Annotated in this window: 15 protein-coding genes; 1 reads left to right on the top strand and 14 read right to left on the bottom strand. The window is 45.9% G+C overall.

The features are described from left to right. Position 1: 1 nt before the first annotated feature. From recO to folK, 11 genes are all read right to left on the bottom strand, one after another. Positions 2-730 (bottom strand): DNA repair protein RecO, encoded by a 729-nt coding sequence (recO, locus tag RS24_RS04225; protein WP_021776953.1) that lies wholly within the window; start codon positions 728-730, stop codon positions 2-4. Next, entirely contained in the window at positions 714-1,631 is a 918-nt protein-coding gene (gene era / locus RS24_RS04230; RefSeq protein WP_021776954.1) for a GTPase Era, read from the bottom strand. The genes recO and era overlap by 17 nt, the downstream gene beginning before the upstream one ends. After that, the gene (rnc, locus tag RS24_RS04235; protein ID WP_021776955.1) at positions 1,628-2,326 is read right to left on the bottom strand and encodes a ribonuclease III; all 699 of its coding nucleotides are present in this window, start codon (positions 2,324-2,326) and stop codon (positions 1,628-1,630) included. Before rnc ends, era begins: the two co-directional genes overlap by 4 nt. Next, positions 2,323-3,093, bottom strand: coding sequence for a signal peptidase I (gene lepB, locus RS24_RS04240; protein ID WP_038300734.1), 771 nt, complete (start codon positions 3,091-3,093; stop codon positions 2,323-2,325). Before lepB ends, rnc begins: the two co-directional genes overlap by 4 nt. A 17-nt stretch (positions 3,094-3,110) precedes the next feature. Further along, positions 3,111-3,584, bottom strand: coding sequence for a holo-ACP synthase (acpS, locus tag RS24_RS04245; protein WP_021776957.1), 474 nt, complete (start codon positions 3,582-3,584; stop codon positions 3,111-3,113). Between the two features lie 2 nt (positions 3,585-3,586). Next, positions 3,587-4,393, bottom strand: a complete 807-nt coding sequence (locus RS24_RS04250) for a pyridoxine 5'-phosphate synthase (RefSeq protein ID WP_108912108.1) — start codon at positions 4,391-4,393, stop codon at positions 3,587-3,589. 87 nt (positions 4,394-4,480) lie between these two features. After that, positions 4,481-5,038 (bottom strand): DUF2062 domain-containing protein, encoded by a 558-nt coding sequence (locus RS24_RS04255; protein WP_021776959.1) that lies wholly within the window; start codon positions 5,036-5,038, stop codon positions 4,481-4,483. Beyond that, entirely contained in the window at positions 5,038-5,637 is a 600-nt protein-coding gene (gene pyrE, locus RS24_RS04260; protein ID WP_021776960.1) for an orotate phosphoribosyltransferase, read from the bottom strand. The genes RS24_RS04255 and pyrE overlap by 1 nt, the downstream gene beginning before the upstream one ends. Positions 5,638-5,673: 36 nt before the next feature. Beyond that, a complete protein-coding gene (locus tag RS24_RS04265) occupies positions 5,674-7,830 on the bottom strand; it encodes a RelA/SpoT family protein (RefSeq protein WP_021776961.1) in 2,157 nt (718 codons plus the stop codon). Between the two features lie 33 nt (positions 7,831-7,863). Then, positions 7,864-8,310: a DNA-directed RNA polymerase subunit omega gene (rpoZ, locus tag RS24_RS04270; protein ID WP_021776962.1), complete on the bottom strand. Its 447-nt coding sequence runs from the start codon at positions 8,308-8,310 to the stop codon at positions 7,864-7,866. Positions 8,311-8,450: 140 nt separating this feature from the next. Then, a complete protein-coding gene (gene folK, locus RS24_RS04275) occupies positions 8,451-8,939 on the bottom strand; it encodes a 2-amino-4-hydroxy-6-hydroxymethyldihydropteridine diphosphokinase (RefSeq protein ID WP_021776963.1) in 489 nt (162 codons plus the stop codon). A gap of 132 nt (positions 8,940-9,071) precedes the next feature. On the opposite strand from folK, the gene RS24_RS04280 reads away from it, so the two are divergent. Next, positions 9,072-9,740, top strand: coding sequence for a uracil-DNA glycosylase (locus RS24_RS04280; protein ID WP_021776964.1), 669 nt, complete (start codon positions 9,072-9,074; stop codon positions 9,738-9,740). A gap of 12 nt (positions 9,741-9,752) precedes the next feature. On the opposite strand, the gene RS24_RS04285 is transcribed toward RS24_RS04280, so the two are convergent. From RS24_RS04285 to dapA, 3 genes are read right to left on the bottom strand one after another with little or no spacing between them, the layout of a single operon-like run. Further along, on the bottom strand, positions 9,753-10,709 hold the full coding sequence (locus RS24_RS04285) for a mitochondrial fission ELM1 family protein (protein WP_021776965.1): 957 nt from the start codon (positions 10,707-10,709) through the stop codon (positions 9,753-9,755). Positions 10,710-10,725: 16 nt separating this feature from the next. Next, the gene (gene smpB, locus RS24_RS04290) at positions 10,726-11,220 is read right to left on the bottom strand and encodes an SsrA-binding protein SmpB (protein ID WP_021776966.1); all 495 of its coding nucleotides are present in this window, start codon (positions 11,218-11,220) and stop codon (positions 10,726-10,728) included. Between the two features lie 11 nt (positions 11,221-11,231). Next, entirely contained in the window at positions 11,232-12,143 is a 912-nt protein-coding gene (gene dapA, locus RS24_RS04295; RefSeq protein WP_021776967.1) for a 4-hydroxy-tetrahydrodipicolinate synthase, read from the bottom strand. Between the last annotated feature and the right edge of the window lie 280 nt (positions 12,144-12,423).

Genomic DNA, 12,423 nt, shown 5'->3' on the forward strand with positions numbered 1-12,423 from the left:
CTTAGAAATCCGTAAAATCATCCAACATGTGAAGCAATCGTTCCCGACTTTCAGGCATGTTTTCTTCTAGTTGATGCAACAGCCGCACGGTTAAAAAATGACCGGTTATTGACAGACCATTTTTGACATCTTCCAAGCTGACAGCAGCAGTGGAATCTCGGAAGAATTGTGGCATGGGAAATAGCTTATCCAGATAAGGCTCCGCCGCTTCTGCCGAAACAGCACGCCCCGAACGCGGTGAAATATGTGTCAAATTAATGTTTGATCCATTCGCTGCACAACTCTCCAAATCAAGCCCAAAGCCCGTTTCCTCTAATAAGGCAAGTTCAAACCTTACCAGCAAGGGCAGCCAGACATCTAAATCCTCCAGATTATCCAGCAAAGTGCAAGTCGTGTCGTATAAACGGGGATAGCCGTTACGCTCCGGCAAAAAACGCAAAAGAGCGCAAACAGATGTCAGAGCAGCAAGAGTTTCGGGATGCGCCATTGCCCCAGCAACACGCGCTGTCGTTGCCTCAACAGTGAAAACACCCAAATGCTCAGAAAGTCGAGCTTTCCATTCTGCCTGCACACTATTGCCGGGTTGAAGAACTGGACAAAGTCGTCGCCCAGTGCCACCGCGTACAAGCCCCGCGCAGCGACCAAATTCTCTTGTAAACACCTCGATAATAACCGAGGTTTCGCCATGTCGGCGCGAAGATAAAACAACTCCCTCAGCGTTCCATTGCATTGACGGCTCCTGCATAATCTATGCCCATCATCCTGTAACGCTCTGGATCATCTATCCAGTTGTCCCGCACTTTCACAAACAGAAACAGATGAACCTTGTGGCCAAATATATCTTCCATTTCAAGTCGCGCCTGAGACCCGATTTCACGGATGGATTGACCTCGCTTACCCAGCACAATCGCCTTCTGACTGTCGCGACGGACGAAAATCACCTGCTCAAGCCTTACACTGCCGTCTTTTTGCCGCTTCCAGCTCTCTGTCTCTACAGTCAGCGCATAAGGAAGTTCCTGATGGAGTCGCAAAAATAATTTCTCTCGCGTTACTTCAGCTGCCAAGAATAAAGACGGTACATCGGCAGCCATGTCTTCAGAATAATGCCAAGGCCCTTCTGGCACCAACTGAGCGAGATAGCTCTTTAACTCTTCAAGACCTGTCTCTTTCAGCGCAGAAACCATGAATGTATCAGCAAAGTTTGCAGCCTCATTAAGCTGTTGAGTTAATTCCAAAAGCTTTTCACGCTTCACCGCATCAACCTTGTTCAAAACTAAAATGACCGGTTTGGATGTATTCTTGACACCCGCCAGAACAAGCTCAGTTTCAGCAGGTAAAGCACAACTGGCATCAAGAACGACAAGAACCGCATCCGCTTCTTCCGCGCCACTCCATGCTTCTTGAACCATGGCTTTATCAAGTTTTTTTACGCCTGAAAATATTCCAGGCGTATCGACCAGAACCACTTGAGACTGTTCATGCATCATAACTGCACGCAATCGCGCCCGTGTGGTCTGGGCTTTATGGGTAACGATGGCAACTTTCTGACCGACTAGCGCGTTTGACAGTGTCGACTTGCCAGCATTGGGGGGGCCAATTACGGCGATAAACCCAAAGCGATTTTCTGTCATGATGTCTCCACAATGCCCGTCAATAATTTTTCTAGAAGACTTCGCGCCGCTTCTATTTCAGCTTTCTTTTTGGATCCTGCCTTAGCCGATAGCCGTAAGCCATTATCAAGGCTAACCTCAACCGTAATAATCGGCGCATGGTCAGGCCCTGTCTTGTCAATCAACTTATAACTTGGCGCACCTAAACCCTCACGGCTGGCATATTCTTGCAAGTCAGACTTCGGATTTGTCGGCACATTCGTCATATCATCTAGCATGGGTGTCCACGCTTTAAGAATAAATGAGGAAGCAACCTCTAATCCACCATCCAGATAAAGCGCAGCAATAATGGCTTCACACAGATTCGCCATTACATTATCGCTCAGCATAATATTCTCATTATGTTCATCGCGGATAAGCGGCGCGGCCATATTATATTGTTGTGCAATTTGAGAACAGCTATGACGACTAACCAATACCCCTAGTCTTTTTGCAAGCTCGCCTTCATCCGCTTCAGGATATTTAGTCATCAATGCTTCGGAGATCACCAGCCCCAGCACCCGATCACCCAGAAACTCAAGGCGTTCATTACTACGACCTGCCATGCTGGAATGGTGCAGGGCTTCATCAAGCAAGGTTGGATTAAGGAAATCATGCGCAAGTTTTTTTATGAGCGCGTCTTTGGCTTTATTATGTCCGACGTTTTCAGGTGTCACTCAACGGCCTCAAAAATGCGGACCCATCGAATATTGACCGGCCATTCCCAGACCCTCCAAAAAACCCCTAGATGATTGACTGAGAAAAATTTCACCTCGGCACGACCAACAATATTCTCATACGGCACAAATCCAACGGCACGCGAAAAGCGACTATCCATAGAATTGTCCCGATTATCACCCATCACAAAATAATAACCTTGCGGAACATTAAAAATTGCCGTGTTGTCGCCGCGACCATTTTCCACCAAATCAAGCGTCCGGTAACGAACACCATTGGGAAGGGTTTCAACATATTGTGTAATCTTCAGATCTTCCCCGTCGGCTTGGGGGGACACAAAATCCTCAATCTTCTCGCGCGCAACGGCACTCCCATTGAGATAAAGCTGTCCATTCTGTACTTGTATTGTATCCCCGGGCAGGCCAACGACGCGCTTGATATAATCGGTACGGTTGTCACGCGGTAGTTTAAAAACAATGACATCACCTCGCGTTACATCTTGACCCATTATGCGATCAGAAAAAAGGGGCGGGGAAAAAGGCAAACTATGTTTTGAGTAGCCATAGCTATATTTTGAAACAAATAAGTAATCACCAATTAACAGTGTCGGCAACATTGACCCGGAAGGGATGCTAAAAGGTTGAAACAAAAGCGAACGGAACAATATCGCGATAATCAGCGCCTGAAGCGCAATCCAGATATTGTCAGAAAAATTTTGCTTAAAATCTTCCTTATCTTTGGCGGGGTTTAGATTATCTTCAGACATATTCATCTTACCCCGAATTAATGTGATGCCTGTGCGGCAGAAAGAATAACAAACGCCATCGCATAATCACCCTCATCAGATAGACTGATATGAACTTCTGGTGTCATGCCTGCCGGGGTCATCTCATGAAGTCTTGCTTCAGCTTCACCTGAAAGTTTCAATATTGGCCGCCCGTTTAATTCATTCTCCACAAGGATATCCTTAAAACCTACAGCCCGAGGGTTATTCTCTGCAGACGCATTTTCTTCTTTTTCGACGTTCTGCATGTTTTTGAGACCACTCAAGCCCCGTATCCCAACACCTAAAGCCTTGGCGCAAGCTTCCTTCGCAGCGAATCTTTTAGCATAAGCGGCCGCAGGCGATTGCTGCGCCCGCGCGCGGGTTTGTTCAATCTCTGCAAAAACACGGTTCTCAAAGCGATCCTCGTATTTTTCCAAGGATTGCGTGATACGTCGAATATCTGTCAAATCACTACCAATACCCAAAATCATGCTTACAACTCCACTGATTTGAGTTCAGGAGAGACTAGAGGCGACCTATCCGCCGCATCAATCAAGCAACGCATTTTACGGATAACATTTTCAAGCCCTTCAAAAATAGCCTCACCAATCATGAAATGCCCGATATTTAATTCACGCATACCTTCGATTGCCGCTACCGGCTGAACCGTTTCAAAACACAAACCATGACCGGCATGAACTTCAAGACCAGCCTGATGCGCCATAGCCGCTGAAGCGATCAAACGTTCAAGCTCAGATACTTTTTTTGTCTCATGACCTGCAGTATGTGCTTCGCAATAAGACCCTGTGTGTAACTCGACAACAGCTGCACCCAATGCCTTTGACACCGCTACCTGCACAGGATCAGGGTCAATGAATAACGATACGCGACACCCGGCATTTGCAAGTTTGTCTACAATGGGCGCAAGCACCTTATGCTCCGCCGCAACATCCAGCCCACCTTCAGTGGTCACTTCCTGGCGTTTTTCCGGCACAATACAAACTGCATGTGGTTTGTGACGCAGGGCAATATTCAGCATTTCTTCCGTAGCCGCCATTTCCAAATTAAGCGGTAAATTAATTTCAGTGGATAGCCGTTCAATATCTGCATCAGAGATATGACGCCTGTCTTCTCTTAGATGTGCAGTGATACCATCCGCTCCGGCTTCCGCAGCAAGCACGGCAGCTCTTACTGGATCAGGATGCTCACCACCACGCGCATTGCGAATGGTCGCAACGTGATCAATATTCACGCCTAATCTTACATTAAATTTCGCATTATCTGTCATTTGACTGCTCATGACTATTCATCGTGGTTCGGTTTAATTCCAAGGGCGTTTCATAATACAACAGACTCCCTAAAGTCTCATAGCATGTCTCTTATCACTTCAGAGACTGGAATTAACGTTTTTTTTCTTAACTGCACGTTCTGCCTTTTTCGTTTTGTATAAATTTATCAAAATATTAGAGGGTATATAGGTCAAAACAGTGATTAAAACACCCACAGGGAAGGCTCCAATAGTCATTGGGACAATAATTGGACCGAATATCTCAAGCGGCGACATAAATATATTCTCCAGCGAAATCTCCGGAAACGCATTATCGTCAAATCCCCGCCCCAGCAAAAAATTGCCCGTATTAAATGTAGATAACCAGATAAAAGGAAAAGTGAACGGATTGCCAACCCATGTGCCGATAGCCGAAGCAAGAATATTACCCCCGAAAAACCACGCGAGTAATGCCGCCGTCGCAAAATGAGTTCCCATAAATGGAGAGGCCGATACACCCGCGCCAATAGCAAGCCCAAGAGCGATACTGTGAACATCTCCTTTTAAACGCAACAATCTATGCAAAACATATTGTGACGCTCGATACCACCCTGCCCGAGGCCAAATCCACTCACGAAACTGACTTAAACTGTCTAGCGGCCGCCGTCTCTTGAACATTATTTCCCCAATGACCGACTGCCGGGCTTAATGGCTTTTACGGATTTTAAATCTGCAGGCACGTTTTTGGGCTGAAAAGTTTCAATTTCCAAATCGGCAAGTGAAAGGAGTTTAACGCCGATTTTTGCCTTACCACCTGAACGGTTGATAAGGCATGTCGCACCAACAACCGAACCGCCATGCTCCCTAATCGCTGATATGGCCTCCTTAGATGAAAGCCCGGTGGTAACGATGTCTTCCACCATCAAAACTCTGGGCTTTCGCCCTTGAATTGTCTCAAGCTCAAAACCACGACGAAAAGTGAATTTGCCATTTTCGCGCTCAAGGAACATTGCTGGCACACCTAATTGCCGTCCCATTTCATAGCCGACAATCACGCCACCCATAGCGGGAGAAACTACATAATCAATCTCTTTATTAATTTCTTGTTTAACTTTACCTGCCAGTGCTTTGCATAGCCGTGCTGCGCGCTTTGCGTCCATTAACACGCGGGCACATTGAAGATAATTCCGGCTATGTAGGCCTGAAGAAAGAATGAAATGCCCATCAAGCAGCGCGCCCCAGTCTCGAAACAGTTTTAATACAGCTTCAGATTTCATTTAACGCTCTCTCATCGGTGTAATGGGGTTACTTGACTAAGCTACAACTCTTTTAACGCGATTCACGAGGCGGCTTCCCCTTAATGCAGAAATTATTTCTTTAACATGATTTAAATCGCGTACCTCCAAATCCATTTCAAGCAAGCAGAAATCTTCATCACGTTGGTTCATGGATAAGTTAGAAATATTCGCACCAAATTCACCAATTGTTCGGGAAATAATCGCAAGTGCGCCAATCTTATTTGCTACGGTTAGCGAGAGGCGCGTATCATACATGCGACCATGACTGGCTTCATCATCCCACTTCAACGGCAACCATCTATCCAGTTCAGCCTCATAATCTTGGAGCAGGGGTGAAGATATTGGATATACCATCACCCCTTCACCGGGAGTCATAATACCGACAATACGATCACCAGGCAGGGGGAAGGTTTCAGGCGCAAATTTTATTGCTGAGAATGAGTCACCACCAATAACAGGGGCATTTTTATTGCCGTCACTGCCCACTTTCGACGTAATGGCATTTAGCGCAGTCACAAGCATTCCAGGTGATTTCTGGTCAGGATATACTTTCCTGAAAACCTCGGTACCTGACACCTGCCCTGCGCCGACCATAGCGTAAAGATCATCCAGAGTTTCACATTCAAACGGCACTAGTGCGCGTTCAAGGTGATTATCGTCATTACTTTTCTTTTCCGCCTGAAACACACTCGCGATGATTTCCCGCCCAGTCTTGATATGTGCCAGATGCTCATTCTCGCGTAGATGATGACGAATAGCTGCACGCGCTTTACCAGTCACCACAATGCTTTCCCAATTTGCCGAAGGCAATTGCCCTTCAGCACGGATAATCTCAACTTCATCACCATTACGCAGAACAGTTCTAATGGGCGTGATATTCCCATTCACTCGTGCGCCCGCACAGCTATTACCAACTTCGGTGTGAACCGCATAAGCAAAGTCAAGCGGTGTCGCGCCTTTCGGCAGGGCGATAATTCTCCCTTTAGGGGTAAAACAAAAAACCTGATCATGGAAAAGTTCCATTTTGGTATCTTCGAGAAATTCCTCTGCGGTGTTAGCAATTTTCAGCTGGTCGACAAGTTCCTGAAGCCATTTAAACGGCTTGATATCTTCAAAAACTTTTCTTCGATCGTCATCGCTGTCCTTGTAAAGCCAGTGGGCGGCGACACCATTTTGAGCAATTGTGTGCATTTCAGACGTACGAATTTGAATTTCAACGCGCTGCCGGTTTGGGCCGATAATCGTGGTATGAAGTGATCGATAATTATTTGTCTTAGGCACTGAAATATAATCTTTAAAGCGCCCCGGAACAAATTGCCATTTCCTGTGAACGGCGCCGAGTGCTCGGTAACAGTCAGCCTCCGTATCGACAATAACGCGGAAACCAAAAATATCTGAGAGTTGCTCAAGAGAGATAGATTTATTTTCCATTTTTCGCCAAATTGAAAATGGGCTCTTTTCACGGCCTTCCACAGCGGCGTCAACATCTTCCTCAGTGAGCAGATTTTTTAAATCATAAGCGATACTGTCCAACATGTCGCTGCGCTCGGCTTTAAGCGCTGCCAGTTTCTCGGAAATCAAGTTATAGCCTTGCGGCTTTAACATTTTAAAGGAGAGGTCCTCCAGTTCCTCACGAAAGGATTGAATGCCCATTCGCCCTGCCAGCGGCGCGTATATCTCTAATGTCTCCTGCGCGATGCGCTGTTTGCGCGAAGGGTCCTGAATATAATGCAATGTCCGCATATTGTGCAGACGGTCAGCCAGCTTAACAATCAGGACACGAATATCATTCGCAGTCGACACCAATAATTTACGGAAATTTTCTGCTTGTTTATTTTGATCGGCAGTAAGCTCAAGCTTAGAAAGTTTGGTAACGCCATCAACTAATTGCGCGACTTCCTCACCAAAAAGCTTTTGCAACTCCTCATAAGTTGCATCCGTATCCTCAAGCGTATCATGAAGGAGACCCGTGACAATGGTTGGCTCGTCTAACTTTAATTCTGTTAATATACCGGCCACTTCGACAGGGTGTGAAAAATAGGGATCACCAGACGCGCGCTTCTGGTCACCATGTTTCTTAACGGTAAACACATAGGCCTGATTAAGAAGGGTTTCATCAAGATTGCTGAGATAACCTGAGACTTTGTCAACAAGCTCAAATTGACGCATCATTGTGGCACCCTCCTAAAATAGCGTTTAGGAGTCTCAGTAATCGTTACCCTTGTCATGATTGGAACTACTGCTGGATCCTTTAGAGGCCGTTTGCTCCATTTCTTGGAGGGCAGCAAGAATGTCTTCTTCAGCCATTGGAGGGGCAGAGACCTCTTGTAAGGCTTCTTCACCCGCCTCAACATCTGTCTCAACTGTTTCAGCTGGAGCGAGTTGAGGAGCCATAACTTGCATGTCAGCTTCCGGCTCATCAACATCCACCTGACGTTGCATGGATGAAACCAATTGCTCGCGCAAATCATCTGGTTCAAGTTTTTCGTCGGCTATTTCACGAAGGGCGACGACTGGGTTTTTATCATTATCACGCTCTACAAGAATTTCTGAGCCAGCAGACATGCCCCGGGCGCGGTGAGCAGAAAACAGAACCAATTCAAAACGATTGGGAATTTTGTCAACACAGTCTTCAACGGTAACACGTGCCATACTTAAACTCCTGAAATAATTAGCTTGTATTGATTAATCATATAAAACAGATTTCAACTAATGAAACATGATTTTTGATAATTAACAAATCGATTGCAGTGTAGTTACTTCTATTTTGGTCATTTCGCAAGAAAAAACACCTATAACTTCACTATTTTAAGCCGTTCTGTGATACCAAGGCTATTCCAAAGAACACCAATTGACTTGCCAGTTTTAGGGTCGCGCCATTCAGGTGCAACATCCATAAGTGGCCTCAGCACAAACCCACGCTTAGTTAGCTCAGGATGAGGAAGATTTAAACGACCCTGCATTTGATGCCCGTGCCAATCCAGCATATCTAGATCAAGCGTACGCGCGCCCCACTTAACACTTCTTTGTCGCCCGAATTGACTTTCAATAAGCTGAAGTCTATCCAAAAGACCGTGAGGCATCAGAACACTGCTAACCCGCACGACTAAGTTTACATAATCACCCTGGCCAGGCGGGCCGACAGGAGGTGTATTATAAAATTCTGAACAGGCAAGAATGTTCATCCCATTTGCTTGCAAGACAGTCAGGCTTTCCTTAACGGTTTCAATCGGCGTGCCCATCCTGCCTGATAGATTGGAACCAATGCCCACAAGTATCATCTGACTTTCCAAATTTGCTGACCGTTTATGGCCTGATAAACAAATATCGCTTACATCTTATCAAGCACAAAGACAAATCATAAAGCGGTAGAGCGCTGTTTCAAAACCTCCACCAGCCTGCTAAAAAGCTTTATGAATAATTCATCCGACTCAAATGCAGAGGCAAAAAAAAATTGCCAGCTATGCCCTCGCCTTGTGGACTATCGACACGCTAATCGAACAGAGCATCCCGACTGGTTTAATGGCGCTGTTCCCTCTTTCGGGCAAGAGAATGCCGAAGTTCTAATCGTCGGCCTCGCCCCTGGTGTGACCGGCGCCAACCGCACAGGGCGCCCTTTCACCGGCGATTGGGCTGGTGATTTACTCTACGCCACTCTTGCGAAATTCAATCTTTCCAAAGGTCAATATGATCGGCGTACGGATGATGGCCTGAGACTCAAAAAAGTGATGATTACAAACGCTGTCCGTTGTGTACCACCACAAAACAAACCGACACCTGCAGAGATAAAAACATGCCGTCCTTTTCTTACCGCCAGACTAAATACCCTGCCACATTTAAAGGTCATTCTAGCATTGGGTAAAATCGCGCATGACAGCACCATTGCAGCATTAGGTTTGCGTTTAAAGGATTACCCTTTCGGGCATGCAAATAGGCATGATATCCCGGTTGATGAGACCATGACCCGCCCACCCGTCATATTCGATAGCTATCACTGCTCACGTTATAACACGAATACCCGCAGGCTAACGCCTGAGATGTTTGAGAATGTGTTCGAAAAAATCTGCGCAGAACTGAACTAACCGAAGAAGACCTTATTTGATCTGATGCTCATGATAAGCATCAAGAATTTTGGCCACGATGTCATCGGTAGCATTACGCGGTTCATAATCCCAGCTTTCAAGTTTTCCTTCAAAGGGCTTAACATAATCCCGCGCCAGCAAATGCTCATAAAAACGGTTAAAGCGCCGCGAGTGACCGCGCAAAAAGTAAACCTGAACCGGCACACCCGGGAAGCACGCCTCGCCAATCATGTTCACACTATCACCTGTAACAATAAGATGGTCAGCAATACCTAAGATCGCTTTATAGGGGTTGTCTCCCTTGCCATGCCATAAATAGTAATCATGGTCAGCAAGTGTCTTTCTCAGAATATTCACATAATCTTCGCGGGATCTGCTGGACAAACTGATAATTAATCGATGCCCCTGTTGAGCCAACATCAAAAGATTGGATGCTAAATTTTGCATTTCTAGTTTATCAAAATCGTAATACTTGTTTGGCCCACCAATCAAAATTCCAACTATTTTGCCATCAACTATTGAAGGACTAAGCCTCTTCTGCCAGCTTGCGACTTCACTTTTTAAACTCTCATGAGTTAACCCATGCGGCCCCAAAATTGTTGTCATGACATTATCGCCTGTAACTTCGTCATGTGCAGGTGCCCAGACAAAATCAAACACTTTTGGATTAATAATTGGGTTTTGCAAAAAGACCGTAAAACATTTCCCCGCAGAACGACGCTTTAGATAGCGTGCAGCTGGAACAGCACGACGACCACACGCAATAACCATATCCGGGAATGGTGGTTTAAATCTTTTATCTCCAACAAAACCTAATTCTGCTATTTTATAGGGCGCAACAGCGCTCCATGGAAAAGACAGATTGGCGTGGAAATAAGACACGTCTTGGCTTAAGGCTCTGGATATTGCCTCAAGTTGAATGTCACTACCTTTACTCCCGTTAGAAATACCCCAAATTTTCATATTCATTCTACCATTTGAAATATTAGCCTCTTTCGCGCATCAATCTTGCTTTATCGCGTTGCCAGTCTCGGCGTTTTTCATTGTCGCGTTTATCGGCTTTTTTTCGCCCTGTTCCCAATCCAATCAAAAGCTTGGCAATGCCATAATCATTGAAATAAAGTTTTAAAGGTACAACTGTTGCACCAGCACGTTGCACAGCTGCCGCTAATTTGCTGATTTCGCGGCGATGCAAGAGAAGTTTTCTAGGCTGAGTAGCCTTATGATTAAACCTATTACCTGCGTGATATTCAGGTATGTCAGCATTAATCAGATGCGCTTCGGCCTGATCGAGTTGAACATAGGCATGGGCAAGATTTGCTTTGCCTAGACGCAGACTTTTGACCTCGGTGCCTCGTAGAACAAGACCTGCCTCAAATGTATCCTCAATCTGATAATCATATCGCGCACGCCTGTTTTCAGAAATAACACCTGAAATGCCGTCAGCCTTTTTCTTGCGTCCGCCATTTTTTGCAGACATCACAGCCCCCGTTATGCCAATCCAGCATGAATAAGAGCCTGCCGAACCGCTTTTTTTGTCGGCTCGGTCACAGGCACAAGAGGTAAACGCAATTCCTCAGAACATAAACCGAGCTCTGCGGCTGCAAATTTTACAGGCGCAGGGCTAGCCTCCAGAAACAACGCATGGTGGAGAGGAATTAGACGATCCTGAATCTCAAGTGCTTTTGGCATATCACCAGCAAGACACGCGGACTGAAATTCAGCGCATAGGGCTGGGGCCACATTGGCGGTCACAGAAATACACCCAACACCGCCGTGAGCATTAAACCCAAGTGCCGTGCCATCTTCCCCAGAAAGCTGGATAAATTCCTCACCACAAGCCTGTCTTTGCAAGCTGACCCTATTCAGGTCACCGGTTGCATCTTTTACACCGGCAATATTTTGTAACTTTGACAAGCTTGCCATGGTCTCAACACTCATATCGATAACCGACCGACCAGGAATATTGTAGATAAAAATGGGAAGGCTGTCGACAGCATCATTTATTGCTGAGAAATGAGCAGTTAGTCCGGCCTGTGTCGGCTTATTATAATAAGGTGTGACAACCAGTGCAGCATCAGCGCCAGCTTTTTCAGCATGGCAAGTGAAAGCCAGTGCCTCAGCAGTCGAGTTCGAGCCTGTACCAGCTATTATAGGCACGCGCCCAGCAGCCGTTTCAATCACAATCTCAATAACTTGCAGATGTTCCTCATGACTTAAAGTTGGCGACTCTCCAGTGGTACCGCAAGGCACTAAACCATGCGTGCCGGAAGAAATTTGATGTTCCACCAGCTTAACAAGTGTCTCAACGTCAATTTTGCCATCTTGGAACGGCGTAATCAAAGCGACGTTGGAACCATTAAATTTAGCGACCTTAGGGTCTGAACTCATCATGTCTGACATTATATTGTGACTCATTAAGGCTATATATTACCGAGTATTTGTTGACGCGCACCCTAAGTCAAATTGCTTTTTTCTTCAAGCATACCGGTATGAAAGACTAATTACCAAACGATTGTCTGTTACTTCCTGCTCAGTTATTAGTCCAACTGCTATGTAGTTTAAGGAGTCCTGCGAAGAAGTTCGCCGAGTAACTGAATGCACTCTCCTAATAAAGGGTTATGAATTATTAGCAAAGCGAATGTAAACATCCCGAAGTCACCCGCCGGAACTTGCAAAAGTA

Source organism: Candidatus Micropelagos thuwalensis, assembly GCF_000469155.1.
In the GTDB taxonomy this organism is placed as follows: domain Bacteria; phylum Pseudomonadota; class Alphaproteobacteria; order RS24; family RS24; genus Micropelagius; species Micropelagius thuwalensis.

Coding starts and splice junctions, on each gene's coding strand:
- recO (WP_021776953.1), bottom strand. CDS start 730: ATGCAATGGAACGCTGAGGGAGTTGTTTTATCTTCGCGCCGACATGGC.
- era (WP_021776954.1), bottom strand. CDS start 1,631: ATGACAGAAAATCGCTTTGGGTTTATCGCCGTAATTGGCCCCCCCAAT.
- lepB (WP_038300734.1), bottom strand. CDS start 3,093: ATGTCTGAAGATAATCTAAACCCCGCCAAAGATAAGGAAGATTTTAAG.
- acpS (WP_021776957.1), bottom strand. CDS start 3,584: ATGATTTTGGGTATTGGTAGTGATTTGACAGATATTCGACGTATCACG.
- RS24_RS04250 (WP_108912108.1), bottom strand. CDS start 4,393: ATGAGCAGTCAAATGACAGATAATGCGAAATTTAATGTAAGATTAGGC.
- RS24_RS04255 (WP_021776959.1), bottom strand. CDS start 5,038: ATGTTCAAGAGACGGCGGCCGCTAGACAGTTTAAGTCAGTTTCGTGAG.
- pyrE (WP_021776960.1), bottom strand. CDS start 5,637: ATGAAATCTGAAGCTGTATTAAAACTGTTTCGAGACTGGGGCGCGCTG.
- RS24_RS04265 (WP_021776961.1), bottom strand. CDS start 7,830: ATGATGCGTCAATTTGAGCTTGTTGACAAAGTCTCAGGTTATCTCAGC.
- rpoZ (WP_021776962.1), bottom strand. CDS start 8,310: ATGGCACGTGTTACCGTTGAAGACTGTGTTGACAAAATTCCCAATCGT.
- folK (WP_021776963.1), bottom strand. CDS start 8,939: ATGATACTTGTGGGCATTGGTTCCAATCTATCAGGCAGGATGGGCACG.
- RS24_RS04280 (WP_021776964.1), top strand. CDS start 9,072: ATGAATAATTCATCCGACTCAAATGCAGAGGCAAAAAAAAATTGCCAG.
- RS24_RS04285 (WP_021776965.1), bottom strand. CDS start 10,709: ATGAATATGAAAATTTGGGGTATTTCTAACGGGAGTAAAGGTAGTGAC.
- smpB (WP_021776966.1), bottom strand. CDS start 11,220: ATGTCTGCAAAAAATGGCGGACGCAAGAAAAAGGCTGACGGCATTTCA.
- dapA (WP_021776967.1), bottom strand. CDS start 12,143: ATGTCAGACATGATGAGTTCAGACCCTAAGGTCGCTAAATTTAATGGT.